The organism is Ignavibacteriota bacterium, assembly GCA_016707525.1.
In the GTDB taxonomy this organism is placed as follows: Bacteria; Bacteroidota; Ignavibacteria; order UBA10030; family UBA6906; genus JAGDMK01.
In genome coordinates this window covers 191,464-218,028 of the sequence record JADJHP010000001.1, presented here as the reverse complement: position 1 = coordinate 218,028, position 26,565 = coordinate 191,464, and the positions used below count along the sequence as shown (strand labels likewise).

Below are 26,565 nucleotides of genomic sequence, written 5' to 3'. Positions count from 1 at the left end.
GTCGGAGAGTCACTGCTCGAAGTACCCGGTGAGACTTGCGCTGGCGATGAGCCGTGGGGTGATGGCCTTCATGGTTTCCTGAAGCGTCGCGAAGGGCCCGAGTTCGAGGTCGTCCACCGAAAGCGCGTACACGGTGCATTCATAGGGATGCGCGCCGCTGCCCCGGGGTGGCTCAGGTCCGCCCCATCCTTGCTTCCCGAACGAGTTCCGCAGCTCCAGACTTCCGCCGGGCATCTCTGTCCCGTTGTTCGATGCCCGCTCGTTGAGTTCGCGCGCGATCGGCGGAATGTTCACGACGAACCAGTGTACCCATTCATTCGCGGCGGGATGACGATCGATGACAGAAACGGCAAAGGACTTCACTCCGTCGGGGATCTCGGTCCAGATGAGCGGCGGCGAAATATTCTGCCCACCCCTCACGCCACGGTTGGCGCATTTGGTCGGAAAGAATTTCCCGCTCAGCAAGGCCGGACAGAAGATCTTCATGCGTGGTTACCGGGCGGCGGGTTCTTTGCCATGGCGGCAGCAGCTTCCTTGCCGAGCGCGGCAGTGCGGATCTCACGACGGATCTCATGCATCTCAACGCGGCCCTTACGCAGGTACCGCACGCCCTTCATCTGCAACTCGATGATATCCTTCTGCCCGAGTTCGCGGCCCGAAATGATGATGATCGGCACATCCTTCGTATCAGGGTCACCCTTCAGGTCATTGATATAATCAATGCCGCCCTTCCGGCGCAGGGCAAGGTCCATGAGGATGACCGCCGGGTGATGTTCCTTCACCGCGCTGATGATATCTTCCTGCTGCACGGGAAACTGGATGCCGTCGAACCCATCGTCCTCGACGATGAACTTCAGGAGGTTCGAAAAATCGATGCTGTCTTCAACGATGAGGACAGACTTCTTGGCGTCGGTCTTGTTGGTCTTTGACATAGGGCCCGATGGGTCGTTGGGGTACACCGGTGAGGCAGGGGTTCTCATCGAAGATACGCGAATCACCCCAATAATGCAACACAAGCTTGCATCGACCTCTGAATTGTAGTACCTTCAACCATCCCCCAATCCATTTTCCCGATGAGGAGAGCACCCTTCCCATGCGCACATGTGGTCAGTTGTCCGCCTTTGTCCTGCTCCTGGTGCTCCCGGCGTGTTCCACGGTCACCCTCGAGAACGCGAATTTCTCCTGGCCGGTGGAGGCCGTCCTCACCGTCAACAGCATGAACATGATCGAAGAAGGGCGCTACGCATTCGCCGTGAACGTCTCCCCTCTCGCACAGGCAGAGTTCCAGGACTCCGCCGCCCTGCGCGGGAAGGCTCTCCGCGTGATCCGCAATGCCCTGGGGTACTATTTCATCACCGGACCGCACTTCAAGAAGGTCTATGTCTTCCGCGCTGCCGAGGGAGCCTTCGAAGGAGTGACCTCGATCCTGGTCGCCGAATCAGGACTGAACCAGCCGGCTCTCAACCAGCGCCCGCCGTTCATTGAATTGCTCGACGGCTCCGCGCCACCCAAATACCTCACGCATTCCGACTTCTTGCAGGAGAAGCCACGATGACGCGTTCCCTCACCGCTCTGCTCCTTGCCCTTCTCTGCATGCTTCCCGGCATCACGTCCTCGCAGGAATCGGACTTTGCCACCAAGAAGGACTTCGAGTCGCGCTACGACCGGCTCACCCGTTTTCTGGACGGCGCAACGAACACCGGCGAACTCGATACCCTCAAGCGTGTCATCGACGGCCTGGAACTGGATTTCACGCCACGCACGGCCTTCCTCGACAAGGCACTGTATCCCGTCACCTTCGCGCAGAAGATGAAAGCCCTCCGGCTGCAATATGCACGCACCTATGACATGCTGCATGTGATGGAGACCCAGGGTGCCCAGATCGCCCAGATGGAAGGCACGATCTCCGCACTGACGTTCTCGCTCGATACGCTTCAGCGTGAACGCGACGTCCTGTTCCTCGAATTGCAGCAGAACCGCAGCAGCTTGTCAGCGATGCGGGAGACCATCCGGAAGCTCCAGGCGCATCTCAAGGTGAATGACCAGCTCCTGTTCGCGCTGGTCGACTCCATGTTCATGCCGTACGGCAAGGACCTCGCACAGGTCGGCGATGTACAACGCACCTCGCTCAACGCTCGCATCGAGAAAGCGAACATCCTCGCGCGTGTGCACGGTATGGCATCGGACAACCTCCGGTTCCTGAAGGCGACAGAGTTCCAGGCAGGCGACTTCGCAAGCCTCATCGACAACTACCAGCAGTTCAGTTCGCGGTGGCTCGGACTCAGCGACAAGATCCTCGCCGTGTCGCGGGTCGAAGCGGCTGCAGGTACCACGTCCGTCGCTCCCTCCGGCGCAGGTGTCAAAGGACTTCCGGCCGGCCATGTCGCACCAACGGGCCAGGTGGATTCGCTTGTCATCGAGTGGCATGCGTCGCTCCAGAAGACGTTCTGGAGTGCCCTCCTGAAAGAGTTCACGGGCCAGGACATTCCGATCGCACCGTTCTCGGACGCCCAGGGTTTCTCTGCATCGATGCGCACGTACATCCAGGAACTCCAGTCCAGCGAGGCAGACCCGCGGACGTTCACCGAGAATGTATGGAAGGCGCGCATCGACCGCGAGTGGAAAGCGGCCCTCATGCGCGAAAGCATGCTCGGTAAGGATGAATACGCATCCCTCGATGCGCTGGTGAACGGATTGACCCCCCCTGCCATGGATACGCGCTATCTGTTCTACATCGGGATCATCGCCGCCGTCGCCGCGGTGCTCTGGTGGCTGCTCGCAAGGAAACGTCGCCCGGCCGGTCCGCCGCCGACCCCTCCGCCAGCAGCCTGATACGATCATCACACTGCCGTCTTTCCTTTCCGCTCGTCCATCAGGCGGAGGAGCGACGGCAGTGCCGTTCCGGTACCATCACGGAAGACCGAAGCATGAGAAGACCGCTGCTGATCGCCCTGTCCTTACTGTGTGCTGTCCTCCTCCTCCCCTCCGCCGCACGTCCCCAGTATGCCAGGGCCCGCACGTCCTCGGAGATCCGCCTCGCGCTCGATCATCTCCAGACCCTCGGGTCTGTTTTCTACATCGCCGCACACCCTGACGATGAGAATACGGCGTTCCTCGCGGCAATGGCCAAAGGCCGCGGCATGCGTACCGCCTACCTTTCCATCACCCGCGGCGAGGGTGGCCAGAATCTGATCGGACCTGAACAGGGCGCCGCCCTCGGGGTCATCCGCACACAGGAACTCCTTGCAGCACGCTCCGTGGACGGCGCCGGTCAGTACTTCACGCGCGCGGTGGATTTTGGCTATTCGAAGAGCACCGAAGAGACAATGCAATTCTGGAACCACGACTCCACGCTCGCCGATGTCGTTCGGGTCATCCGCATGTTCCAGCCGGACGTGATCGTGACACGCTTCACGCCCACACTCGGCGGACATGGCAATCATACTGCATCGGCAGTGCTGGCCATGGAGGCGTTCGATGCCGCGGGAGACCCCACGCGGTTTCCCGAACAATTGCACAGCCTGAAGCCATGGAAGGCCCGCCGGCTCTTCTGGAATGTGTTCCGGCCCGACAGCATCCTCCCGTCAGGTACCGTCCGGATCGACCTTGGTACGTATGCGCCGCTCATCGGCCGTTCGTTCGCGGAGCTCGCAGGACTCGGACGCAGCATGCACAAGAGCCAGGGATTCGGTGCATCGCAGAACCGCGGTGAAGTGGTGAATCATTTTCAGGTGGTGAAAGGCGATACGGCTTCGAACGATATTTTCGATGGCATCGTCACGGGCTGGCAGCGCGTTGATGACGGGGGCGTGTGTGCAGAACTCGCAGAGCGTGCACGAACCTCATTCACCGTCGACAACCCCGCGGCCTGCATCCCGGACCTCCTCCGTCTCTCCCATGCGCTCGGGTCATTGCCCGACGGGCCGTCGGTGCGCTTCAAGCGCGCCCAGACTGCCGCGCTTATCCAATCGTGTGCGGGCTTCTGGGTGGAGTTCACGACACCGGCTGCACAATCGGCGCCCGGCTCCGCGGTCCCCGGTACCATCCTTGCGGTCAACCGCTCCACCGATCCCTTCCGGGTAAGAAGCATTCGCCTCCCGTTCAGGGATCACGACAGCATCGTGAACATTCCACTCACCGCGAACAGATCTGTGCGTATTCCCGCGGACATCTTCATACCGGCCACGCAGCCGCCATCGCAACAGTACTGGCTTCGCCAACCTCAATCGCCAGGGTTCTATCGTACCGGCCCCGGCGATCCTGTGGGACTCCCCACCGGCCCGGAGCCCTGCATCGCCTCTGTTGAACTCGAGCATCCCGCAGGCATTCTGAGGCTCGATGTGCCGCTCATGACGAGATCGGTCGACCCTGTGGAGGGTGAGATCTACGACCCGTTCGCGATCGTGCCCCCGGCAAGCATTCGCCCCGCGGAAGAGGTTCTCCTCTTCCCCTCACAGCAGGAACGCACCCTGCACGTTTCCGTGCGCCCTGGCAATGCGGCACTCCGGGGCACGCTCCGTCTGCTGCTCCCGCCCGCGTGGCGTGCAACCCCATCATCCATACCCGTCGCTCTCGGTGCCACGACGGGTGACACCACGTTCGCATTCACGATCGTTCCGGGACCGGACGCGAAAAGCGGACACGTGACGGTGGCGCTTGACCTCCCGGGGGCGACCGTCACGTCGGGCATGACGACAATCACCTACCGCCACATCCCACGCCAGGTCCTCCTGACGCCGGCACGCGTGACACTCCTCCGAACGCAGATCCTGAGTGCCGGGGGACGCGCGGCATACATCATGGGGGCGGGCGACGACATGCCTCCGGCGATCGAGCAGCTCGGCTATGTCGTGACCGCCCTTTCTGATGAGCAGATCGCCAGTGCCGACCTGAGCGGCTTTGATGTCATCATTGCGGGGATCCGCGCGTACAATACGCGTGCGGCTCTTCGCCGGCAGCATACGCGGTTCATTCGCTACGCCGAGCAAGGTGGGACGTACGTCGTGCAGTACATGACCCCCCAGCGTGGTGAAGCGGAGAACATCGGCCCTTATCCTCTGACGGTCTCACGCGATCGTGTGTCCGAAGAAGATGCGCACGTGAAGTTCCTTGCGCCGCGCCATCCCGTCCTGACCACGCCCAACCGGATCACCGGAGCGGACTTCGACGGATGGGTGCAGGAGCGTGGCCTTTCCTTCGCCAGTGCATGGGATGCACGGTATGACAGCATCCTTGCCGCCCATGACCGGGGCGAACCCGATCGCAACGGCGGCCTTCTCGTTGCGCCCATCGGTAAGGGATACTATGTCTACACCGGGATCGCATTCTTCAGACAACTCCCTGCCGGGGTCGAGGGAGCGTACAGGCTCTTCGCCAATATCCTCTCGCTCCGCCGTGGCCGGTAACAGGAACACAGACACGGAAGACACACCACCGCCGATCGGCGGCACGTGGCCCCGTCTCTATGCGGCCGTGATCGCCATCCTTCTGGCCGTGATCGTCGGATCATGGCTGTTTTCGCGGGCCTTCTCATGACCACGGCCGATTGGATCATCCTCACGGGCACACTGGTCACCCTTGCCGGATATGGCTTCTGGCGGGGACGCGGGAGCACATCCATCAAGGAGTTCCTGCTCGCGGACCGCTCGCTCGGGTGGATGACGGTTGCGCTCTCGATCATGGCGACCCAGGCAAGCGCGATCACCTTCACGTCCACTCCCGGACAAGCGTTCGTGGATGGCATGCGGTTCCTGCAGTTCTACTTCGGCCTTCCCCTGGCGATGGTCATCCTCTCCATCACCGCGGTGCCCAGGTTCCACCGGCTCGGCGTGTTCAGCGCATACGAGTACCTCGAGCATCGCTTTGACGCACGCATGCGCATCACGGGCACACTCCTGTTTCTCCTCTCCCGCGGACTCGCGGCCGGCATGACGATCTATGCCCCGTCGCTGGTCCTCTCGGTCATGCTCGGATTGGACATCCGCGTCACCTCGGGCATCATCGGAGGGATCATCATTCTCGTTGCCGCCACCGGCGGCGTGAAGGCCATCAACCATACCCATGTGGTGCAACTGCTCGTCATCATGGGCGGCATGCTGGCCGCGGCATGGATGGTCGTCCGGCTCCTCCCGCCGGAGATCGGTATCGTCGATGCACTGACCGTGGCAGGGGCGGGGGGCCGGCTGAATACGGTCGACCTCTCCTTCGACCTCACGAACAGGTACAATCTCTGGTCCGGCCTCATCGGGGGATGTTCGTGGCACTGGCATATTTCGGCACGGACCAGTCACAGGTGCAGCGCTACCTCACGGGCAGAAGCGTCACCCAGAGCCGGCTGGCCCTCCTCTTCAACGGGATCGCCAAGATCCCCATGCAGTTCTTCATGCTGCTGCTCGGCGTGATGGTCTATGTGTTCTTCGTCTTCGCCGAACCGCCGATGTTCTTCCACCCCGCGGCGGCCGCATCCGCCCGCTCGGGGGAGGCCGGAGCGGCGTACCGCGCGCTCGAGCAGCGCCACGCATCCACTGCCGCCTCGCGCCGCGAGGCAGCGCACGAGTTGGTCGAGGCATCGCATGGTGGCCCATCTGCGTCACGCACCAATGCCCGCGCGCACCTTATGGCGGCGCAGGATTCCATCAACGCCATCCGTACGAATGCAGCCACCCTGATCCGCGAGCACGTCCCCGGCTCCGACGGCTCGGATACGAACTACATCTTCCTGCATTTCGTACTCACGTATCTGCCCGCGGGGCTGGTCGGTCTCGTGTTCGCATGCATTTTCGCCGCGTCCCTCTCCTCATCATCCGGCGAACTGAGCGCACTGGCAACGATCTCGATCATCGATCTGTACCGCCGGTTCTTCAGGAAAAAGATGCCGGAGTCGCATTATCTGAAGGCGTCCCGCATCTTCATGGCGCTCTGGGGGATCTACGGCATCATCTTCGCGCAGTATGCAAGCTCCCTCGGGTCGCTCATCGAGGCGGTGAACATTCTCGGTTCGCTCTTCTATGGGACCATGCTCGGCATATTCCTCCTCGCCTTCTATGCGGGTCGCGTGGGTGGCTCGGGCACCTTCTGGGGGGCGGTGGCAGGAGAAGCCGTTGTGATCGCGTGTTTCGTGTGGACGGACATTGCGTGGCTCTGGTACAACGTGATCGGCTGTGCGGTGGTGGTCGGCGTTGCGTTCCTGGTGACCCTGGCCGCCAGCCGACGACATCGCCAAAGGACTAAGACGATACCTGGGACCCCCGTGATCTGAGGAGCCCCTCTGTCAATTCTGAATTCAGATATCAGCAATCAGCTATCTGAATTCTCTACTTCTTTTTCCATCCCGCAACCAACGCATCAAGCTGCGAGGTGTTCGCAGCAGCATCCTTCGCCTTGGCCATCTTGATGGCTTCTTCACCAAGAGCGATGGCGTCCGCGGTCTTCCCGGCCTTGGCAAGGAGTTCCGCCTTCACCTGCATGTTGCGCGGATTGCGGTCCAGCGCGATCGACCGGTCTGCCCAACCCATGGCTTCGTTCAGATAGAGGTTGTTGTCCACTGCATACCGTGCCGCACTGGCAAGCAATTGCCACGTGCCAAGCGAACCCTGGATCTTCGCCAGTGTATTGAACTCCACCGGGACCGACAGCCGGACCTTTTCCCAGGCCAGTGCCAGGGTCACCGTCGTGGCCGTGGGATCCTCGAAGCTGAACGTCATCCATTCGGTCATCGGCACGGTCTCAGGCTTCACGGACATCTTCAGGGTGTCGTATTTGGCCTCGTAGATGCTCCCCCAGTTCTTCACTTCACTGTTGAAGACAACGGTCCAGTCACCCTTCTCCGCCGGGAACACCACGATGCGGTACGTACCGGCACCGAGTTTCTTCCCGCCGATCGTTACTTCGTCGCTGAAGGTGACAAGCGTCGGCTCATTCGCACCGGCACGCCATGGCTCGCCGTACTTCACCACATTGCCCCAGATGGCACGCCCCTTGACGCCGGGGCGGTGGTATGTGACCGTCACGTCGCTCAGCCCGACGAGTTGCTTCACCATTGCACCCTGACTTGGCCGCGGCACGCGCGGCGTGGTCTGGGCATCCGCCAATCCCACCATGAACACCGCAAGAAGAACAACGGCAATGATCCGCTTCATACTTCCCTCCTATCGTGTATAGAGATCGATCATGCGTTCGATCGCCGCACTACAGACGGGGTCGAAATCGATGACCTTGAGTGAGAACATCCGGCAGTCGATCGCCGGGCGGTACAAACCTGTGGAGGCGTAGCCGGACCCCTCAAACGCGCCGACCTTCCCCACGAACTTCGAGGTCCGGAGGATCTCGGTGGACGCACGGTACAACGGCTCACGCTTTTCGTAGTAATCGGCAGCGAGGCGGTCGAGTTTGGCCCGCAGGGTCTCCACACTGTCGAAGGAGGCCTTCTCCCACAGGGTGGGGACCGGGGTCCCGGCCGTCACGAATGCCTTCCATTTGATATTCGCGGGGTCGCGCAATGCGGTGACATTCGGCTCCCAGGGTTCGACACCCGCGGGATAGAATTCGGTATAGGCAACGGAGGAGTTGTAATACTCGTCGCCCAGCCCGCCGAACGAATGCCCGAATTCATGCACGAACACATAGTCCATCTGCCACTGCTGCGACGCGGTCTTCTCATCCGTATAGCACGTTGCATAGAGATTGAAGATCCCGCCACCGCCATAGCGGGAGTCATTGACCAGGATGCAGATGAAATCGTACGGGGCAGCCGCGGCAATGTCCCGCAACACACGGTTGTCGGTGGTCAGGCAGTACCGCGCTGAACCGAAGGTATTGTACATCGTGCCGAGCGGGTTGCGCTTCCAGACATTCTGGTCGGGGATATCGACGCCCGACTCCTCGGCAACAACCTCCATGGTCCACACATTGAAATCCTTCCTCCTGCCCGCGAACGGCTTCGTCGAGAACAGCCCTTCCGAAAAGTGCGCGGCGTCCTTACGGAATTTCTCCAGGTCCCCCTTCGCATAGCCGTCGCCCAGGATCAGGATGTCCACCTTTTTCGCCGGGTCGCCGCTCTGCATCAGGGGGCGAACGGCGTACGGGGCGGACCTCTTTTCGTGATGGACCTGGGTCGGGTCCTGCGGGTCGATGATCGTCGTGAAGATCTCATGGAACATCATCCGCTTGTCGCGCCGGGAGACCGACACCTGCACCGCCTTGCGAGGATAGGGCAGGCGCACGCTCTCTTCAAAGGTCCTGTGTGCGCCCGAAACCGCCTCGTCCGTGGTCTGCCACTCGTTGAAGATGGTGGAGTAGCCACGGGAATAGATCAGCATATTCGTGGCCCTGTCGGACACCCGGACGAAATACTCCCCGAGGTTCAGCGTGTCCAGCAACTGGGTCTGCGATCCCGGCCATGCACCTTCCTCGTACACCTGATCGAGGGCCAACCGTTCCTCACCCTTCGTCCCCGTGTGGTGCATATCGATACGCATGGTCGACCCCGTGAAGAACCGGGCATAGAGATCGGCGGCATCGGCCGGCGTCATCCCCAGCACGGCCCACGCCATCAGAAGCAGGGAAAACCGCATACGGAACCTCCTGAGTGTTAGAGTGGCTTGAAGAGAAAACGCAGGATCTCGGGAACACGTTCCCGCCAGGCCGGCCATTCGTGGCCGTCGCTGGATTCCACGAACCGGTGGTGCACGCCGGTCTGTGCGAGGAGCGTCGCGAATTTCCTGTTCTGCTCCGGGAAATGATACTTCCCGGAGATGATATCGTATCGCCCCACCTGCTGGTAGATGCGTGTCTCCGGCGGCAGGGGTCCTTGCCGGACCCGCTGCTCGAGGGCATCGGGCAGGTCAGGGAAGATCGTGGACGACTGGCCTGCGCACAAGCCGAAGACGTCCCCGCGCAGAAGAGGCGCCAGCAGGGCGAAATGCCCGCCATCCGAGATGCCCATGCATGCCCTGCGGAACGGGTCATGCGAGGTGCCGTAGCGCCGCTCGAGGAACGGCACAAGTTCATCCGCCAGGGCATTCAGATAGCGTCGCACTTTGATGCCGGAATATTCTGCCACCCGCTCGACCGCAGGAACGAACACCGCAATGAAGGGCGGGACCTCGCCCGCCGCGATCATGTTGTCCGCGATCGTCGTCAGCGACAGAAAACGCAGCGCGGTCTCTCCGTCGTGAACAATGGCAAGCGGATACCCTCCCCCGGGTGCCGATCCCCGGGGACGGTACACGAACATCCGGCGTGGAGCGAGCCCCGTATCCGCCGGAGTGAACGTGAGTGTATCGATCGTGCCGCGCGGCACCCCGGCGTTCACGGTTGCCCAGGGCGTCGGCCTGAACCGGGGCATCACCGCCTGTGAATTGGCAAAATCGCCGTCGGGCGTGGTGCGCACATTGCCAGGGTCGAGTCCGTACCTGCCATCGACAACGAACTGGTACTCCAGGGCCGCATCGGGCGGAAGAATGTATCTTTTGAAGAAGAGTGACGAGTCGCCACCGCACGGGACCCGTTCCAGCTTCTCGGGCCGCCGCCATCCGCTCTGGAGTGATCCGTTCACCAACACGCTGTCCGCATGCCCGAACCACACAAAGATCAGGACGGAGTCACCTTCGATGATCGGGAGCCGTTTGGTGGCCAGGAATTCACGGACAGCAGCATTGCGGCCGGACGGGTGGAAGGGCCTTCACTTCGGACAGGAGAGCATCAAAGCCGGACCCGATCGGGAGCATCATGCCGGCAAGAAGTGCCAGAAGTGCGGTCATCAGGATGATACTCCTTTCACTCGGACGGCGGCACCACCGATCAATCGAACGCTGCAGGCCTCAGCGGATCGGCGAGATGAGCCTGGATCTCCACAAGGTGCCGGTGCTCGGTGCGGGTGCCGGACAGCGGAGGGATGGAGTCGAATGCGAAGTATCGCGCATCCAGCGTCTCGTCGCCGCCGTGCGGCTCTCCGCCGAGAAGCTCACAGAGGAACACGATCTTGTACGCGTGATAGAATGCCAGGGGTCGGCCGGTGTGGTTGGCGTCGAACACACCCACGATCTTCTCCGGGCGGACGATCAGGCCGCTCTCTTCCTGCACTTCGCGCACCACCATGTCCGAGGGGAAGTCACCCACATCTGCCCACCCTCCGGGCATGCACCAGTTGCCGTCCACTTTCTCCTGCACGAGCAGGATCTTGCCATCCTGCACGATAGCGCCGCGCACATCGATCTTCGGGGTGGCGTACCCCGGCTGCGCCAGGAAATCCTGATGCAATTCTTCCTGATCGGCCCCGAGGTGGTCTGCCGTGATCTCCGCGGCGAGTTCCATCAGCCGGCGATACCGCACGAGGTCATACTCCCCCGTCGCAAAGGTCAATCCCGTCTGCGCAATGGCCTGGATCTCCCTGGCCCAGGCGAGCCATCGGGGTTCGATGCGTTCCTTACCCACGGGCAGAGAGCACCGTCCGTTCGTAGTCCATGATCGATGTACGGAGGGCCTCTCCGGTCGGAACCCCCGCAGTCGCACAGTACGCATCCCACACGGCGCCGAACGGCATGGCTTTGAGGTCTTCGAGGAGCGACATGCGCGCAAAGAAGTTGCCATCTTCCTCGTATGCGGCGAGTTTCGCGCGCGGCTCGAGCAGGGCGCGGAGCAACGCCTTCTGCGTGGCGCGCGATCCGAGCACCCACGCACCGATGCGGTTCATGCTGGCATCGAAGAAATCCAGGGCGATGCGGATACGGCTCAATGCGTCGGCGCGCACGATCTCTTCCATGAGTGTCGTGGTGTCATCGTTCAGCGTCACCACGTGATCGCTGTCCCACCGCACGCCACGGCTCACATGCAGAAGCAGTTCATCGTTGAAGAGCAACATCGATGAGATCTTGTCGGCGAGGCTCTCGGTCGGGTGGAAGTGGCCCATATCCAGACAGATCAGCAGCTTCCTGGTGATGGCGTACCCCATATAGAACTCGTGCGAGCCGACTACGAACGACTCGCTGCCGATGCCGAACAGCTTGCTCTCCACGGCATCGCGGATATCGTCCGCATCATACTTCTTCGCAAAGATCGTATCGAGCGCATCGCGGAGGAGCGAGCGATGCAGAGAACGGCGCACGGTGGTGTCCTTCGCGCCGTCCGGGATCCAGAGGTTGTGCACGCACGGAGTCCCGAGGGTCTTGCCGATCACGGCGCTGATCTCGCGGCATCGCCGGACGTGTTCGATCCAGAACGCGCGGATCGCCGGATCCGTACTGCTCAGTGTGAACCCGCTGTCGGCATGCGGATGGCCGAAGCATGTCGAGTTGAAATCCAGCCCCATCTTCTGGTCACGGCACCAATCCATCCAGCTCTTGAAGTGCACCGGTTCGATGGCATCGCGGTCGACCGCCTTCGCGCCGAAATCACCGTACATCGCATGCAGGTTCAGGCGGTGCGCACCGGGAATGAGTGAGGCGGCCTTCGCGATATCCGCCCGGAGCTCCGCGATCGTGCGCGCGGCACCACGGTAGCCGCCGGTCACCTGGATCCCGCCGGAGGATGCCGCGTCGGCATGGCGCTCGAACCCATGCACGTCGTCTCCCTGCCAACAATGGAGCGAGAGCGACACCGAACGGAGGATGTTCAGGGCCTGGTCCACATCAACACCCAGCGCGGCATACTGTTCGCGGGCGATGGCAAAAGCGGCGGAGATCGAAGGCGTGGTGGTCATGATCGGTACCGGATTGGTGGTTCGGGAATGGATCGGTGTGTAAGGTAGCAAGGGGGCACGACAATTGCAAAGCCCCCCCGCAGTTGCTTCTCCAGCGGGAACTCCGTACCATGACCCTCGCCATCCATCATATCAGGAGACCCCATGAAGACCACCCTCGCTGCCCTTCTCGCCACACTGCTGGCCATGGCCGCACCATGCCGCACCGTTGCGCAGGACCGTGTGCAGGAATCCTCCACCGGCAAGTCCTTCCCCACCCAGGTCACCGTGGCTTACGAAGGGAAGAACTACAGCCTGAGCCTCACCGGGACCGCGGTCCGCAAGAAGATGGTCTTCAAGGTGTACGGCATCGCCCACTACGCGGAAGACCCCCAGGCGGGATCGGAAGAGAACGTGCTCGCCGCCATGCTCACCGACGGGAAGGCGAAGCAGATCACGATGGAGTTCGTGCGCGACGTGGACGTGGAAAAGATCCAGGGTGCATACCGCGACGGCTTCAAAGAGAACCTGTCCGAAGCTGATGCAAAAGCCCTTGCCCCGCTGGTGGAACAGTTCCTCGGATACTTCAAGAAGGAAGTGAAGGAGAACGACCGGTTCGTCCTGCAGTGGCTCCCGGGAGGCGTCGTGATCGCCCAGACCCAGGGCACGACCCATCCGCCGGTGAAGAGTGTTGCCTTCGCGAAAGCATTGTGGTCGATCTGGCTCGGCGAGGATTCTATCGTCGACCGTGAAGACCTTGTCGGGCGCATAGTGAAGTGAAGCCCGCGACATGTCCGGAGGGGATCAGAACCTGATCCCTTCCGGATCCGCAGTATCCCGCACCACCTTTCCCCCCTCCAGCAGCACGAAGCGCGTACAGCACGAGCGCGCGAACTCCAGATCATGTGTCGCCATGAGCATCGCGCCGGGTTGATCGCGCAACAGGGATGCAAGCGCCCTGCGTCCCGGCGGATCCAATGCGCTGGAAGGTTCATCCAGCAGCAGGAGTGGCGGTTCGTGCACGAGGGCACCGGCGAGTGCGACACGGAGCTTCTGGCCATGCGACAGTTCATAGGGTGATGCCTCCGACAGGCCGGCAACGCCCATCGCCTCCATCATCCTGTGCGAACGCCGGCGCACCTCTTCCCCGTCCAGGCCATCACGCACGAGAGCGTACTCGACGTCGTCCCTGATCCGGGGAAAGAGCAGTTGATCCTCCGGATTCGAGAAGAGGAACCCGATACGGGTACGCACCGCTCCCGTCGAGGTGGTGGTCAGAGCGACGCCGTCCACCGTCACCGCTCCTGCGAACGGCACGAGCCCGGCGATGGCAAGCAACAGGCTTGTCTTCCCTGACCCGTTCAGGCCAAGAAGAGCGACGCGTTCGCCCCGGCCGATCGCGAGCGAGCATGCATCAAGGACAGGCCGTGGGGAGCCGTTATAGCGCATCGAGAGGCTCTCGACGCTCAGGACGGCGGGAGGCGGGGTCATGCGGCCCCCAGATACGAATACAGCACGACAATGGTGGACAGCGCGATCGAGCATGCAAGCGCCGAGCGGGCGGTCGCGCTCCACACGATGGGGGCGGCCTGTGGCAGGCGATCACCGTATCCCCGCACCGCCATCGCCATTGCCACCCGTTCCGCGCGCACGGCAACCCGGGGTAACCAACTCTCGGGAAGTGCGCGGCTGAACACCGCGATGCTGCGGATGCCATGCACGCCGCCACGGACCGACACCGCCCGGTAGAGTGTCCGGGTTTCACGTACAAGAACGCCTGTCTGGTGGATCACCTGGAGGAGCAGGAACCTGATGGACATGGGGAGCGGGAGGCGCGTGATAATGGTCGACGTCTCCTGCGCGGACAATGCCGTTGCCGGTGCCATCACAGCAAGGGCGGCCGACAACCCTTTGATCGCAACACCCGCCGGAGCCCACAACAACGCGGGCAGGTACAAGACCGACCCGAGAAGGATGACGCGAAGCAGGTGCACGGGGTGGCGCCGGTGCAGGAGAAGCGCTGCACCTGCAGGGAGCGCGGCAGCGGCCATTCCACCTGCGTGTGCCGTGTCCGTAAGCAGGACCCCGAGAAGGAGCGCCATACCGCACAGCATGCGCAAGGTCGGATCGAATTCAAGAATTCTGGTGGACGTCATTGCACCCACCGCGCGCTCACACGGTAGGAGTCGGGCGTATCGACCTCTCCGGCGACGGCATAGCCAACCGCCCGCAGCAAGGAAACAAGATCGGCCGCCGGCGGCAGCAGGTCGTGCCCGATCGCACCACCGGCCCCCGTGTGGATCGCGTTGATCTTGTCCCTGCCATCGATATGCACGATATGAAGCTGGCCGTCCGTGCGGATCACCCTCCCCAGCTCTTTCGCCACTCGCCATGGGTCAGGGAAATGTGCCCAGGCGCTGAAGCAGATCACCCGGTCCACGCTCGCATCCGGCAGCGGCAACGACATCGCATCCGCCACAACCCATTGGACCCGCGGATCCGTCACACGCTCCCGTGCCGTGGCGATCATCGCCGGAGCGAGATCCACTGCCGTGATGCGCCCGCGCGCACCGAGCACAGAACACAGCACCTGCGTCAGGTTCCCGGTACCGCATCCCAGATCCAGGATATGTTCATCGCTGCGCAGGTCGAAGCCCTGAAGCATCGTTGCCAATGCGCCCTGGACCTTCGCGGCGTCGGTGAAAGAATCCCACCGCGACGAGAGGCCATCGAAATATTCTCTGCGATCCATATCAGGCACTCTTCCGTTCTTGCATGGAGTGGCGGACCCGCGCGACCGCCGGGAGGACAACGATCATGAGCAACACCCCGGGCCAACCTGACACGAAGGATATCCCCGCCACGAATGCCGCGGGAAGCGAGAGCATGGCTGAGGCGGCATAGAGCAGGGCCGTGTTGATGATCCGGCCCGCGAGGAGGACGGGGATCACGTGGCCGGGGACGGGAAAGGACGGCGACCGTTTCCGCAGGAGGGAAAGCGTCCCGGCCATGAGTCCGATCTCCACGGCCATCACCAATGCTACCGGCGGAAACAAAGGGGGCATTCCGGTCAGGACTGCAGACAGCAGTGGAATGATGAGGCCAACAACACCTGAGGTCCGCGGCCCGACGAAGAACGCCAATGCCATGAGGGGGATGTACATGGGCATCAGGAAATGCCCGAGGTGCAGCAGGTGAAAGAGCGAGGGCAATGCAAGTGCGGCGGCGCCGAAGAGCCCGCCATAGGCAAGGTCGCGTGCCCGGCCATTGGCCGGGGGGACGAAGGATCCGGCCATCAGCGCAGCTCCCATCGGACACCCGCCTGCACCGTCCGTCCGGGCATGGGATAGTCCCACATCGTCTGATAGGATACACCTGCCAGGTTCTCGCCCGCCACGTGGAGATCGATCCCGTCCATGATGGTACAGGTGACCCGGGCAGCAAGGAGTGTGTAGTCCGCCAGAGCTCTCGTTGCATTGTCGGCGCCATACAGGCCCGCAACAGACTGTGCCGAGAGATTGGCGACCCATGGACCGTTTCCATATCGGAGTTCCGCGAACACCTTGTGTCGCGGACTTGCCATGGTTTGCGCCCCCGGACTCAGGTACCCATACGTCGCATCCATGCTGAGGTTCCATGGAAGGGTCCACGATCCTGCGAACTCGATCCCCCTGTGCACGAAGCGCCCAGAATTCGTGAGGCGGAGATTCGGGAATCGCCCTTCGGTCCTGATCATATTAGTCCCCTCGGAGACGAAGGCAGTGAGCTCGATCGAACTGAGAGCGCCGAAGGACCGCAGCATGCTCACTTCATAGTTCCACATCGATTCCGGTTCCAGCGATGGGTTGGGCGCCGGGAAGAGGAACATCTCCCTGATGGTCGGACTCCTGAAGCCTCGCCCTGCCGACCCTTTCAGGGTGGTCGCCTCGTCTAGCCGGTATGCCATCCCGGCCTGGGGAATGAGCACGTTGCCGTACATGCTTCCATGGTTGACGCGCAGCCCGCCGTTCAGCGTGAGCCGGTCCCACAGGGTCTGCTGGACCAGCGCATAGACCCCATACTCGGTCACAAAATGTTCTCCGTACTCGATCTTTGTCTTCTGATTTCCGGCCTCACCGCCATAGCGTTTGTAGTCGAGCCCGCCGGTGACCTGCGTTCCCCCATCCCACGTAACGCCCTGATAGGCCACCACGCCAACGCCGTTGTCGGTGGAATGGAAGCCATCATAGATATCATGCCTCCCGAAATTGAGATAGGCCTTCACCGCTCCCGCGAGGCGGCCGGACCGGTTTTCCAATGCGAAGCCGGAGCTGCCCCGGGTGATATCCACCCAATTGTCGACCAGCGGCGTGGCCGCCGTTCCCGGGTCAAATGTTTTGAATCCGGATATGCTTGCATCACCGCTGAGCGTAAGCCCCTGCGAGACACGGTAGTGCCCCCTGAGCGAGCCTCCATTGATGTCGAAGGAAGAGTACGGACGATGCCCGTTGGTCTCGTACCGGCTCCCGCGGAGAGCGATGCCCAGGTCATCTCCGCCGAATCCAAATCCTCCTTCGATCTTTCTTGTTCCGTACGAACCGACCGAGGCAGCAACGTCGGCCCCCACGCCCCCCGAAGGCATACGCTGGGTGATGATATTGATGACGCCTCCCATCGCATTCGTGCCATGGATGATCGACGCTGGGCCGCGGATGACCTCAACGCGTTCGACACCGGCGGACATGTAGGTGTCCGGGAGGGGGTGACCCATCAGCCCCATCATCTGTGGCCGTCCGTCGGTGAGGACAAGCACTTCGGTGTTCGGGCTCCCACCCGTTCCACGCACCGATATCCCTCCGGCAGCCCCATTGGAGACACCGTACCCAAGGACGCCACGCTCGGTCAGGAAGAGTCCCGGGACCAGTTTATTGATGACTGCGAGGAGCGACGTCTCGCCGCTGCGGCGGATATCATCACGGGAGACGACCGATACCGCATTCGGGACACTGCTGCGGAGGGCCTCTAGATTCGTGGCGGTGACGGTCACCGGGTCAAGAGTGTAGGTGCGCACCGTATCCGCACCGGAATCAGCAAGGGCAGCAGACGTAAGGCAACCCAGAAGGAGCGCGAGCACACCACCGCCGTGATACGCCGTCATGGCCTACAACTCCTTCGTCGTGGTGAGATTGAGGCTGCTATGTTTAACGCCTTTGAAACTCGCGAGCGCAGCGCCGATGTCGCGGATCTCCCCCGCACTCCCTTTCAGCAGAATGACCTCAAGGCAATTGTGATGGTCGAGATGCACATGGGTCGACGCAATGATGAGTTCGTGATGATCGTGCTGGAGCCCGGTCAGGTGGTCCTCCAACTCGCGCTGGTGGTGATCGTAGACGAGTGACAGCACGCCGGTGGCAGCTATTTTCGGATCCTGGACGCCCTCCTCGACAAGCCGGGCCCGGATAAGGTCGCGTATGGCTTCCGACCGCGTTCCATAACCCGCGTGGTCGATATAGCTATCGAATTTGGTGATGAGGTCCTGTTCGATGGAAACTCCGAACCGGACGAGAGCATGGCGTGTCATGGTAGCACCTTTTTTAGAAATGTAACACGCTCTAGGGAATAATGCAAGGGTTCACAGAGGCTGTTCACCCCTTCCACATGCCACCCGAAATCCGATTCTCCGAGCTCCGCGCCGATAATTCCAGCTCAGACTCCAGAACGACAAAATGTGCATAGCAGATAAACTATTTCACTGTATACTTTTATACGTACATTGAATGTGTAATCGTCTATAACGGAACTATCGCCCATAACATACATGTTACCTATGCGTGGTGCAAATCAAAGTGTTTTCAAAACCATCAACACTGTTGGAAGGAGCGCACGATGCGATACAGATTCCTCTCTCTGCTGGCGTTCGTCATGCTGGCCATGACGACGACCTCCTCGGCACAAACCGCAAGGATCCAGGTGATCCACAATGCGGCTGACCCCGCTGCAGATTCTGTCGATATCTATGTGAATGGCACCAAGGCGCTTGACAATTTCGCGTTCCGTGCGGCAAGCCCGTTCCTCACGGTGCCAGCCGGTACCCCTGTCACCATCGGCATAGCGCCCTGGAACAGCACTGGTGCTTCCGACACGATCGCAAGTTTCACCTACACCCTGGCCCATGATCAGAAGTACCTGATCATTGCCTCGGGTGTGCTGGCACCACCGCAATTCGCAGAGAACCCTGACAACAAGCCCACCGGATTCACGCTGCTTGTCAAGAGCGGTGCGATCGAAGCGGGGCATGGAGGCTCCGTCAGCCTCGCGGTTGCCCACGGCGCCACCGACGCGCCCCGTGTTGACGTCGTCGCGCGTGGCGGTGGCACACTCGTGGATGACGCAGCATACGGCGACATCACGGGTTACCTTACAGTACCGCCATCGGCCTACACGCTGGACATCAAAGACGCTTCAGGCACTGTGACGGTCGCTTCATTCACTGCGGATCTTTCCGGGCTGGCCAATGGTGCCGCCGTCGTGTTCGCCTCCGGTTTCCTGTCGCCGCTGGCCAACAAGAACGGCGCGCTCTTCGGCCTCTTCGCCGCGCTGCCCAACGGCACCGTTATTGAACTGCCGGCAACCACCGCACGCCTGCAGGTGATCCACAATGCCGCAGATCCGGCCGCGGCCGAGGTCGACATCTACCTTAACGGCCAGAAGCTTCTGGACAACTTCGCCTTCCGCACGGCCACGCCGTTCATCGACGTGCCGGCACGGCTGAATATGAACATCGGCGTGGCGCCGGGGACCAGCACATCGTTCGCCGATACGCTCACCAGCTTCAATGTTGCGCTTGCCGAAGGTGAGAAATATGTTGCCCTTGCGAATGGCGTTCTGAACCCCGCAGGCTTTGCTTCCAATCCGAACGGCAAGAATCGTGCATTCACGCTCTTCACCAAGGCCGGGGCACGCGAAACATCTTCTTCCACCGGTAACGTGCAGTTCTTCGTCGTGCACGGTGCCACCGACGCACCGTTCGTTGATGTCGACGCCCGGGGAGTCGGCAATCGTCAACAATGCTGGATACGGAGACATCACCGGCTATCTGACGGTTCCGGCGGCAAGCTACACCCTTGATGTGAAGGACAGTTCAGGCGCCGTCACGGTCGCATCCTTCACTGCAAACCTTTCGGGTCTGGCGAACGGAACAGCCACGGTCTTTGCATCAGGCTTCCTGAATCCGCTTACGAACAAGACCGGCAAGCTCTTTGGTCTCTTCGCAGCCCTCGCCAACGGGACCGTGGTCGAACTACCGGCGACCACTGCCCGCTTGCAGGTGATCCACAACGCAGCCGACCCCGGTGCGGCTTCCGTGGACATCTATGTGAACGGACAGAAACTCCTTGACAACTTCGCCTTCCGCACGGCCACGCCGTTCATCGACGTGCCGGCACGGCTGAACCTGAACATCGGTGTTGCACCCGGGACCAGCACGTCGTTCGCCGATACGCTCACCAGCTTCAATGTTGCGCTTGCCGAAGGTGAGAAATATGTTGCCCTTGCGAATGGCGTTCTGAACCCCGCAGGCTTCGCGGCCAACCCCAACGGAAGAAGCCGTGCGTTCACGCTGCTCGTCAAGGCGGGAGCACGAGAGTCCAGCACCAGCACCGGTAACGTGCAGTTCTTCGTCGTGCACGGTGCCACCGACGCACCGTTTGTCGACGTCGACGCACGGGGAGTCGGCAATCTCGTCAACAATGCTGGATACGGAGATATCACCGGCTATCTGACGGTTCCGCGGCAAGCTACACCCTTGATGTGAAGGACAGTTCAGGCGCCGTCACGGTCGCTTCATTCACGGCGAATCTTTCGGGCCTGGCGAACGGCACCGCTACGGTCTTTGCTTCAGGGTTCCTGGCACCCGCTGCGAACAAGAACGGAGCTGCATTTGGCCTGTATGCTGCGCTTGCCAATGGCACGGTGGTCCCCTTCAGTTCGCTGACAGGCGTCAGCGAAGCGGGAAGCGCGATCCCGTCAACGTACGGACTCACACAGAACTATCCGAATCCGTTCAATCCGTCGACGCAGATCGTGTTCGCGTTGCCGGAAGCGCAAACCGTCCGCCTCCTGGTCTTCAACAGTCTCGGCCAGCAGGTGGCTTCGCTGGCCAACGGGCAGTTCGCAGCAGGAGAATACCGGGTGGATTTCAATGCTGCGGGATTGCCTTCGGGAATGTACTTCTACCGGCTTGAAGCGGGTGTGTTCTCCGCAGTGAAGAGAATGACCCTGCTGAAATAAGAATGCATGTTCACTGTCACGCCGGGGCGGCCGATCGCCGTCCCGGCGTGTCTTTGCGTCTCCCCGGCCATTTCGGTATATTTGTAAGATATGGAACCGTGGCGCAAGAACCTGTACACTCTGTGGGGAACGCAATTCCTGGCAATGGTGGGGATGAATCTCGTCGTCCCCTTCCTTCCCTTCTACATCCGCCATCTCGGCGTCACGGATCCTGACGACCTTGCCCGCTGGAGCGGATTGGTGTTTTCAGGCCCCTTCGTCCTCTCCCTTCTTACAACACCGCTCTGGGGTGCGCTCGGTGACCGGTACGGACGCAAGCCGATGGTCGTGCGCGCAATTTTCGGCCTTGCGCTTTCCCAATTGCTCATCGGGTTCTCCCAGGATGTCTATCAACTCCTGGCGTTCCGCATCGTGCAGGGAGCGATCAGCGGGTTCATCGCCTCCTCCCTCGCGCTCGTTTCGGCCAACACGCCACGCGAACGCATGGGCTATGCGATGGGATTCATGCAGTCATCGACCGCGGGCGGCATGGTGCTCGGCCCGTTCGTCGGAGGCCTTCTCGCCGACCTCATCGGCTACCGCGCCATCTTCTTCGTGACAGCAGGCATGTGCGCCCTCTCGGGCATCGTCGTCATCCTCCTCGTCACCGAATTGCATAAGGTCCACCCCGAGGCGCGCACGTACACGGTCAGGGACAACCTCCGCCTGATGTGGCATGACCGGCGATTGCGCGTGATCGCCTTGACGCTGGTCGTCGCGCAGATGTCGGTACTGATGGTGGAGCCCATCTTCGCACTGTTCGTGGAGAGCTTCCAGAGCGATTCCCAGTACATCTCAACGATCGCAGGGAGCGTCTTCTCCATTTCGGGGCTCTTCATGGTGATCTCGGCTCCGTGGTGGGGGCGGCGCACGGACCGTCAGGGGTACCGGAAGAATCTGACCATCGCGTTCGGGGTCATCGGGTCGGTGTACGTCGGGCATCTCCTCGTCTCGTCCCTCGTGCAGCTTGCAGCACTCCGCGCGTTCCTCGGATTCGCCCGCGGTGCGATCCTGCCATCGCTCTACGCGCTCACCAGCGTCTGGGCGCCACCGGAGCGACAGGGCGGGATGATGGCCATCGCATCGAGCATGACGATCTTCGGCAATCTGCTGGGGCCGTCGATCGGCGGCCTCATCGCCGGCACGTTCGGGATCCAGGCACCGTTCATCGCCAACAGCATCCTTCTGCTCCTCACAAGCTATGCGGTCTGGTACTTCCTGCAGGACCCGGAGCGGCACGCACCGCAACCTGAGGAGATCCCGGACGCAGTGTCACCCAACGAATAACCAGGGAACAACGGACCCATGAAGCAGACCGAACGCCTCTTCCTGCTCGACGGGATGGGGCTCGTCTACCGTGCCTACTATTCCTTCGCCGGCCGGCCGCTGCGCAACAGTAACGGTGAGAACACCAGCGCCGCATACGGTTTCGCCAGCACGCTCATGAAGATCCTCGACGATGAACGGCCGGACCATGTGGCCGTGGTCTTCGACACCAAGGAACCGACTTTCCGGCACGAACTCTTTCCCGAGTACAAGGCGACACGCGATGCGATGCCCGAAGACATGGTCCCCCAGCTCGGGTGGATCAAGGACATCGTGCGGGCGCTCCAGGCCCCCCTTCTCGAACTCCCGGGATTCGAGGCGGACGACATCATCGGCACTCTCGCCCGCGCAGCGGAACGGGAAGGGATAGAGACGTATATCGTCACCGCCGACAAGGATATGATGCAGCTGATCTCATCGAAGATCACCATGCTCCGCCCTTCGAAGGTCGCGACGGAACTTGAAGTGGTCCAGGCCGAAGGGGTACGGGCGAAATTCGGTGTGGCCCCCGGACAGGTCATCGATGTGCTCGCACTCACGGGTGACGCCTCGGACAACGTGCCGGGCGTGAAGGGCATCGGGGAGAAGACCGCGATCCCGCTGATCCAACAATGGCATTCGCTGGAGAACCTCTACGAGCACGTCCAGGAAGTACCCCAGAAAGGCGTGCGCGAGAAGTTGATCGCCCACAAAGCGACCGCGTTCCTTTCCAAGACGCTGGTGACCATCGACACGGCCGTACCGATCGCCCTCGGTGTGCATGACCTGCGCGCTCAGCAGCCCGACGCCGACCGCTTGCGCGCGATCTTCACGCAGCTTGAATTCAAGGCCCTGCTCGGCAGGATCGGGGGCAAGGGTGCGAAGCCGGAGGAGGATACTCCCGCGCGCATTGCTGCCGACGCGCCTTCCGCACCTGCGGCAAGTGAGGACCAGACGCCGGTCACCACGATCAGTGAAGACCAGCATACCTACCACTGTGTCACGACCCCGGCAGCACTCAAAAGCCTCTGCACCCGATTGAAAAAGGCCTCATCGTTCGCCTTCGATACCGAAACGACATCGACGGACGCGATGCAAGCGGCGCTCGTCGGATGCTCGTTCTGCGTTGAACCACGCGAGGCATGGTATGTTCCGGTCCTCCAGGCGGCCACGGCCGCCACACCCACGGACCTGTTCGGCGCATCGCAACATACCGATGCCCCGGCGTCCCCGGGCCCGGGACTTCCCCTGGGCGACGTGATCACCGCACTCAAGCCCATCCTCGAAGACCCCCGGAAGAAGATCATCGGGCAGAACGCCAAATACGATATGCTGGTGATGAGGAATCACGGGATCGTCATGCATCCCCCGGCATTCGATACCATGGTCGCCGGCTATCTGCTGCGTGCCGACGGGCAGCACTCCCTCGACAGTCTGGCCCTCGAAACGTTCCACTATCGGATGGTATCCTTCGATGATCTCACCGGCACGGGCAAGAATCGCGTCCCGATCACGGAAGTACCGGTTGCGCAGGTCGCGGAGTACGCGGCGGAGGATGCCGACTTCACGCTACGGCTGTGCGAGGCGCAGGAGCCCCGGTTGAAGCAGGAAGAACTCATCACGCTTGCCACGTCGATCGAGTTCCCCCTGATCGCGGTGCTTGCTTCGATGGAATTCGAAGGGGTCCGGTTGAACGTGGAGCACCTCGCCACGATGAGCACGGAGATCGAGAAACTGGTCACCGCGCTTGTTGCCACGATCCACGGCCATGCCGGTGCACCGTTCAACATCAACTCCACACAGCAACTCGGCGAGATACTGTTCCAGCAACTCAGACTGCCTGCCGTCAAGAAGACCAAGACCGGGTACTCGACCGATGTGAGTGTGCTCGAAGGCCTCCAGGGGCAGCACCCGATCATCGATGCGTTGCTCGAATACCGGCAGCTGACCAAACTCAAATCGACGTATGTGGATGCGCTCCCTGCCCTGCTGCACCCGCGCACCGGGCGCCTGCACACATCGTTCAACCAGGCGGTCGCGGCCACGGGGCGCCTTTCCTCCAGCGACCCCAATTTGCAGAACATTCCTGTGCGCACCGACCTGGGCAGGGAGATCCGTCGTGCATTCATCCCGCGCGACGAAGGATGGAACATCCTTGCTGCCGACTACTCACAGATCGAACTGCGTGTGATGGCGCACATCTCGGGGGACCCCGGCCTGCGTGAGGCCTTCATCAACGACGAGGACATCCATGCGACGACTGCGGCGCGCGTGTTCGGGGTCGCGCCGAAGGATGTCTCGCGCGACATGCGGCGCAAGGCGAAGGAAGTGAATTTCGGGATCATGTACGGCATCGGGCCGTTCGGGCTCGCGAACCGCCTCGGCATCACGCAGACCGAAGCGAAGGAGATCATTGCGCGGTACTTCGACCGCTTCCCCGGGGTGAAGCAGTACATTCAGGACACCCTGGAACAGGCGCGGTCGCGCGGATTCGTGCAGACACTGCACGGACGCAGGCGGTATCTCCCCGAGATCACGAGCAGGAATCAGAACATCAGGGGGAATGCGGAACGGCAGGCGATCAACATGCCGATCCAGGGGACCGCGGCGGACATGATCAAGATCGCCATGGTCAACCTGCATGCCGCACTTGTCGCAGGCAGGCATGCGACGAGGCTGCTCCTGCAGGTCCATGATGAACTGATCTGTGAGGTCCCCGAACAGGAAACCGCGGCGATGAAGAAGCTGGTCCCGGAGATCATGGCGAACGCGATGCCTCTCGCCGTGCCGGTGAAAGTGGATGCGGGGTTCGGGCCGAACTGGCTGGAAGCGAAGTAACGACACAACGCCGCGGCCCCGCGCGAGGCGCGGGGCCGGGATGGATTCAGGACCGCGAAAGCAGCAATGCGCCACCGTACGCGATGATGGCGACCGGCCAGTAGTCGCTGATCGCGTTGCGGACCACATCGTACTCGACCGTTCCCATCTCCGCAAGCAACATTGCTGTGCCGGCGCCGATGAGGCAGAGCGCGGGCACCGCCAGATGCCAGGCCTTCGGCCGTGCGGCCACCATCACCACGAATGCGAGTCCGGCAAGGATGAGCATCAGCGGGAAGCCGTACCACACCGGAACATCCACCCACCCCGTCGTGCGCGCGAATTTGTAGAGCGCAAAGCCGAACAGCATCACCCACCAGAACGTGCCGTCCTTCTTTTCTTTCACCCGCCGGATGATCGCCAGCAACGCTGCAACGGCGATCGCACCCCAGACGGTTCCCCACCATCCGAATGGCAGGACATCGAGGCGGTGCAAGAACAGGAGCGCGCCGATCAGGATCAGCACGCCCCCCCAGATCACCGGCGGACGCCGGAAGTCGAAACGAGTCATGGATGGTATCCTTATGAAGCGGTGACTGCCTGCACCGCGGGCGGTTCGGACGCAGCGGGCAGTGCCAGGGCAAGCAAGAGATAGATCAGGATCACGAAACCGAACGACGCGATGGCCGCCATGACGAACGCGAGACGGATGAACACCGGGTCGATGCGCAGCCAGAGCGCCAGTCCACCGCACACACCGGCGATCTGCTTTTCCGTGATCGACCTGGTCAGGCGGGGTTGCGCAGACGCGGCAGCCGGTGCGGGTGCGGCTTCGCCTGCTGGTGATCCTTCGGGCGTTCCATCGCCTGGGGGAACAGCCCCGGGAGCCGCAGCATTCACCGCAGGAGAGCTACTCACATACTCGCGCCCGCCGAAAAGGAATGCAACGCCGGCAAGGATGAGCAGCACCGGAACCACGGTGCCGAACGAAAGCCACCACCAGTCGTTCCAGAAGTGGAGACCGAGGTTCCCCAACAGCCAGAATGCGCCGACAACGACAAGGAGAATGCCCCAGAAGCGCGTGTTGCTACGAGCGCTGCTCCCGGGCACCGTAGGGTCCGGCGTTGCAGCCGCCTCCATCACCGGTGCTTTGGGCATCAGGATCATGGCAGCGATGTACAAGATGATGCCTGATCCGCCCAGGAGCGTCACGAGCACCCAGGCCACGCGGACAAGGGTTGGATCGACACCAAAGTAGGCGGCAACGCCGCCGCAGACGCCGTCGATCATCCGGTCGGTGCGGCTCTTGGTGAGCCGGCGGTAGTCCTGTCCAGTCGTCATCGCAACCTCCTTCACGAGAGTGGGTTTCCTCTCAGAATGTACGCACCGGAGCCGCAGAGGTTGCGCCGCGGGGGGATGAAAACAGAAAAGCCGGTCCCGCAGACGGGGCCGGCTCTCTC

The 26,565-nt window shown here is 61.8% G+C and carries 24 protein-coding genes and 1 pseudogene; 10 read left to right on the top strand and 15 right to left on the bottom strand.

Translation table 11 applies throughout. The features are described from left to right. Positions 1–9: 9 nt before the first annotated feature. Positions 10–486: a YbhB/YbcL family Raf kinase inhibitor-like protein gene (locus IPI01_00860; GenBank protein MBK7256382.1), complete on the bottom strand. Its 477-nt coding sequence runs from the start codon at positions 484–486 to the stop codon at positions 10–12. Further along, positions 483–932 (bottom strand): response regulator, encoded by a 450-nt coding sequence (locus tag IPI01_00855; protein MBK7256381.1) that lies wholly within the window; start codon positions 930–932, stop codon positions 483–485. The genes IPI01_00860 and IPI01_00855 overlap by 4 nt, the downstream gene beginning before the upstream one ends. 161 nt (positions 933–1,093) lie before the next feature. Between IPI01_00855 and IPI01_00850 the strand changes: the two genes are divergently transcribed. From IPI01_00850 to IPI01_00835, 4 genes and pseudogenes are all read left to right on the top strand, one after another. Next, the gene (locus tag IPI01_00850) at positions 1,094–1,555 is read left to right on the top strand and encodes a hypothetical protein (protein MBK7256380.1); all 462 of its coding nucleotides are present in this window, start codon (positions 1,094–1,096) and stop codon (positions 1,553–1,555) included. Further along, the gene (locus IPI01_00845; GenBank protein MBK7256379.1) at positions 1,552–2,832 is read left to right on the top strand and encodes a hypothetical protein; all 1,281 of its coding nucleotides are present in this window, start codon (positions 1,552–1,554) and stop codon (positions 2,830–2,832) included. The genes IPI01_00850 and IPI01_00845 overlap by 4 nt, the downstream gene beginning before the upstream one ends. 95 nt (positions 2,833–2,927) lie before the next feature. Continuing rightward, positions 2,928–5,405, top strand: a complete 2,478-nt coding sequence (locus IPI01_00840) for a PIG-L family deacetylase (protein MBK7256378.1) — start codon at positions 2,928–2,930, stop codon at positions 5,403–5,405. A 126-nt stretch (positions 5,406–5,531) separates the two neighbouring features. Next, positions 5,532–7,258: pseudogene (locus tag IPI01_00835) on the top strand (sodium:solute symporter). A 55-nt stretch (positions 7,259–7,313) separates the two neighbouring features. Here IPI01_00835 and IPI01_00830 read toward each other — a convergent pair. The 5 genes from IPI01_00830 to IPI01_00810 all read right to left on the bottom strand — a co-directional run bounded on the left by IPI01_00830 (position 7,314) and on the right by IPI01_00810 (position 12,697). Further along, positions 7,314–8,138 (bottom strand): DUF2911 domain-containing protein, encoded by an 825-nt coding sequence (locus tag IPI01_00830; GenBank protein MBK7256377.1) that lies wholly within the window; start codon positions 8,136–8,138, stop codon positions 7,314–7,316. A 9-nt stretch (positions 8,139–8,147) separates the two neighbouring features. Beyond that, positions 8,148–9,572, bottom strand: coding sequence for a peptidase M64 (locus IPI01_00825; protein ID MBK7256376.1), 1,425 nt, complete (start codon positions 9,570–9,572; stop codon positions 8,148–8,150). A gap of 17 nt (positions 9,573–9,589) precedes the next feature. Further along, a complete protein-coding gene (locus IPI01_00820; GenBank protein MBK7256375.1) occupies positions 9,590–10,555 on the bottom strand; it encodes a hypothetical protein in 966 nt (321 codons plus the stop codon). Between the two features lie 245 nt (positions 10,556–10,800). Further along, positions 10,801–11,520 carry an NUDIX hydrolase gene (locus tag IPI01_00815; protein ID MBK7256374.1) on the bottom strand — a complete coding sequence of 240 codons (720 nt, stop codon included), beginning with the start codon at positions 11,518–11,520 and terminating at the stop codon, positions 10,801–10,803. Continuing rightward, complete coding sequence (locus IPI01_00810; protein ID MBK7256373.1) at positions 11,426–12,697, bottom strand: L-rhamnose isomerase; 1,272 nt, start codon at positions 12,695–12,697, stop codon at positions 11,426–11,428. The genes IPI01_00815 and IPI01_00810 overlap by 95 nt, the downstream gene beginning before the upstream one ends. Positions 12,698–12,841: 144 nt before the next feature. Between IPI01_00810 and IPI01_00805 the strand changes: the two genes are divergently transcribed. Beyond that, on the top strand, positions 12,842–13,456 hold the full coding sequence (locus IPI01_00805) for a chalcone isomerase family protein (GenBank protein ID MBK7256372.1): 615 nt from the start codon (positions 12,842–12,844) through the stop codon (positions 13,454–13,456). Between the two features lie 24 nt (positions 13,457–13,480). On the opposite strand, the gene IPI01_00800 is transcribed toward IPI01_00805, so the two are convergent. From IPI01_00800 to nikR, 6 genes are read right to left on the bottom strand one after another with little or no spacing between them, the layout of a single operon-like run. Next, entirely contained in the window at positions 13,481–14,167 is a 687-nt protein-coding gene (locus IPI01_00800; GenBank protein ID MBK7256371.1) for an ABC transporter ATP-binding protein, read from the bottom strand. After that, the gene (locus tag IPI01_00795) at positions 14,164–14,832 is read right to left on the bottom strand and encodes a hypothetical protein (GenBank protein ID MBK7256370.1); all 669 of its coding nucleotides are present in this window, start codon (positions 14,830–14,832) and stop codon (positions 14,164–14,166) included. The genes IPI01_00800 and IPI01_00795 overlap by 4 nt, the downstream gene beginning before the upstream one ends. Then, entirely contained in the window at positions 14,829–15,428 is a 600-nt protein-coding gene (locus tag IPI01_00790) for a class I SAM-dependent methyltransferase (GenBank protein ID MBK7256369.1), read from the bottom strand. Before IPI01_00790 ends, IPI01_00795 begins: the two co-directional genes overlap by 4 nt. 1 nt (position 15,429) lies before the next feature. Then, a complete protein-coding gene (locus tag IPI01_00785) occupies positions 15,430–15,972 on the bottom strand; it encodes a hypothetical protein (protein ID MBK7256368.1) in 543 nt (180 codons plus the stop codon). Beyond that, positions 15,972–17,813 carry a TonB-dependent receptor gene (locus IPI01_00780; protein ID MBK7256367.1) on the bottom strand — a complete coding sequence of 614 codons (1,842 nt, stop codon included), beginning with the start codon at positions 17,811–17,813 and terminating at the stop codon, positions 15,972–15,974. Before IPI01_00780 ends, IPI01_00785 begins: the two co-directional genes overlap by 1 nt. 3 nt (positions 17,814–17,816) lie before the next feature. Continuing rightward, positions 17,817–18,236 carry a nickel-responsive transcriptional regulator NikR gene (gene nikR / locus IPI01_00775; GenBank protein ID MBK7256366.1) on the bottom strand — a complete coding sequence of 140 codons (420 nt, stop codon included), beginning with the start codon at positions 18,234–18,236 and terminating at the stop codon, positions 17,817–17,819. Positions 18,237–18,541: 305 nt separating this feature from the next. Here nikR and IPI01_00770 point away from each other — a divergent pair, with 305 nt between their 5' ends. The 5 genes from IPI01_00770 (at position 18,542) to polA (ending at position 25,126) form a co-directional block, all read left to right on the top strand. After that, complete coding sequence (locus IPI01_00770; protein MBK7256365.1) at positions 18,542–19,783, top strand: DUF4397 domain-containing protein; 1,242 nt, start codon at positions 18,542–18,544, stop codon at positions 19,781–19,783. A gap of 1 nt (position 19,784) precedes the next feature. Then, positions 19,785–20,468 (top strand): DUF4397 domain-containing protein, encoded by a 684-nt coding sequence (locus tag IPI01_00765; protein MBK7256364.1) that lies wholly within the window; start codon positions 19,785–19,787, stop codon positions 20,466–20,468. After that, positions 20,465–20,944 (top strand): T9SS type A sorting domain-containing protein, encoded by a 480-nt coding sequence (locus IPI01_00760; GenBank protein MBK7256363.1) that lies wholly within the window; start codon positions 20,465–20,467, stop codon positions 20,942–20,944. The genes IPI01_00765 and IPI01_00760 overlap by 4 nt, the downstream gene beginning before the upstream one ends. Before the next feature lie 90 nt (positions 20,945–21,034). Beyond that, positions 21,035–22,270, top strand: coding sequence for an MFS transporter (locus tag IPI01_00755; GenBank protein ID MBK7256362.1), 1,236 nt, complete (start codon positions 21,035–21,037; stop codon positions 22,268–22,270). Positions 22,271–22,288: 18 nt separating this feature from the next. After that, positions 22,289–25,126: a DNA polymerase I gene (gene polA / locus IPI01_00750; GenBank protein ID MBK7256361.1), complete on the top strand. Its 2,838-nt coding sequence runs from the start codon at positions 22,289–22,291 to the stop codon at positions 25,124–25,126. A gap of 46 nt (positions 25,127–25,172) precedes the next feature. Here polA and IPI01_00745 read toward each other — a convergent pair whose 3' ends face one another. Continuing rightward, the gene (locus IPI01_00745; protein ID MBK7256360.1) at positions 25,173–25,676 is read right to left on the bottom strand and encodes a hypothetical protein; all 504 of its coding nucleotides are present in this window, start codon (positions 25,674–25,676) and stop codon (positions 25,173–25,175) included. An 11-nt stretch (positions 25,677–25,687) separates the two neighbouring features. Next, positions 25,688–26,446, bottom strand: a complete 759-nt coding sequence (locus IPI01_00740; GenBank protein MBK7256359.1) for a PspC domain-containing protein — start codon at positions 26,444–26,446, stop codon at positions 25,688–25,690. Between the last annotated feature and the right edge of the window lie 119 nt (positions 26,447–26,565).